Annotated in this window: 1 protein-coding gene; it reads right to left on the bottom strand. The window is 43.8% G+C overall.

Features of this window, described 5'->3' with window-relative positions; translation table 11 throughout:
* Positions 1–130 precede the first annotated feature (130 nt).
* Positions 131–704 (bottom strand): lipid A biosynthesis (KDO)2-(lauroyl)-lipid IVA acyltransferase (locus tag ACUU1I_RS20975; protein ID WP_449144932.1); only part of this gene is annotated, 574 nt, incomplete at its 5' end.

Genomic DNA, 704 nt, shown 5'->3' with positions numbered 1-704 from the left:
GCATAAATTAAATTTAACGAACTGCATCTACACAGTCCTCCGTGCCAAACGGGCAACACACGGAAGGGGGATGTGTTTCGATTGGTAACCTGTAAGAAACAACTAGTGGAAATACCTGTACTTTATAATTTCAAGGGTACGGGTCCGCTTCGTTTGATTTGCGCGTTTTTAACAATTTTAAAACCCAGATATACTGTTCCGGATGTGACCCCACCAAAATTTCCACTGTTTTGTTCATTTGTCGGGCAATCATTTTATTGTCCGCGCTGGCAATGCATGCATCCATTGGTGGCCGAACTTCAATAGTCAGGAAATGTTTTTTTTCATCATAAACCGGGAAAAGCGGTATAATCATAGCCTGACTGATGTTCATCAGACGTCCAATAATTGGTAATGTCGCTTTATAGGTCGCAAAAAAATCAGCAAATTCACTGTATTCAGGACCATGATCCTGATCTGGAAGGTAATACCCCCAGTATCCCTGGCGTACTGACTGAATAAATGGTTTTATCCCATCCTCCCGGGAATGTAAGCGCCCCCCGAATTTACGCCGTACAGAATTCCAGACATAATCAATCACTGGATTTCGTTGCTGATGAAACATGGCGGCCATTTTTTCCCCCTGAGCTGCCAGCAACATTGCAGGAATATCCACGCTCCAGCCATGGGGAACCAGAAAAATCACATTTCTGTTATTGTGCCGG

It is taken from the genome of Shigella sp. SIG3 (genome assembly GCF_053555855.1).
This window is presented reverse-complemented; position numbering and strand designations above follow the sequence as displayed.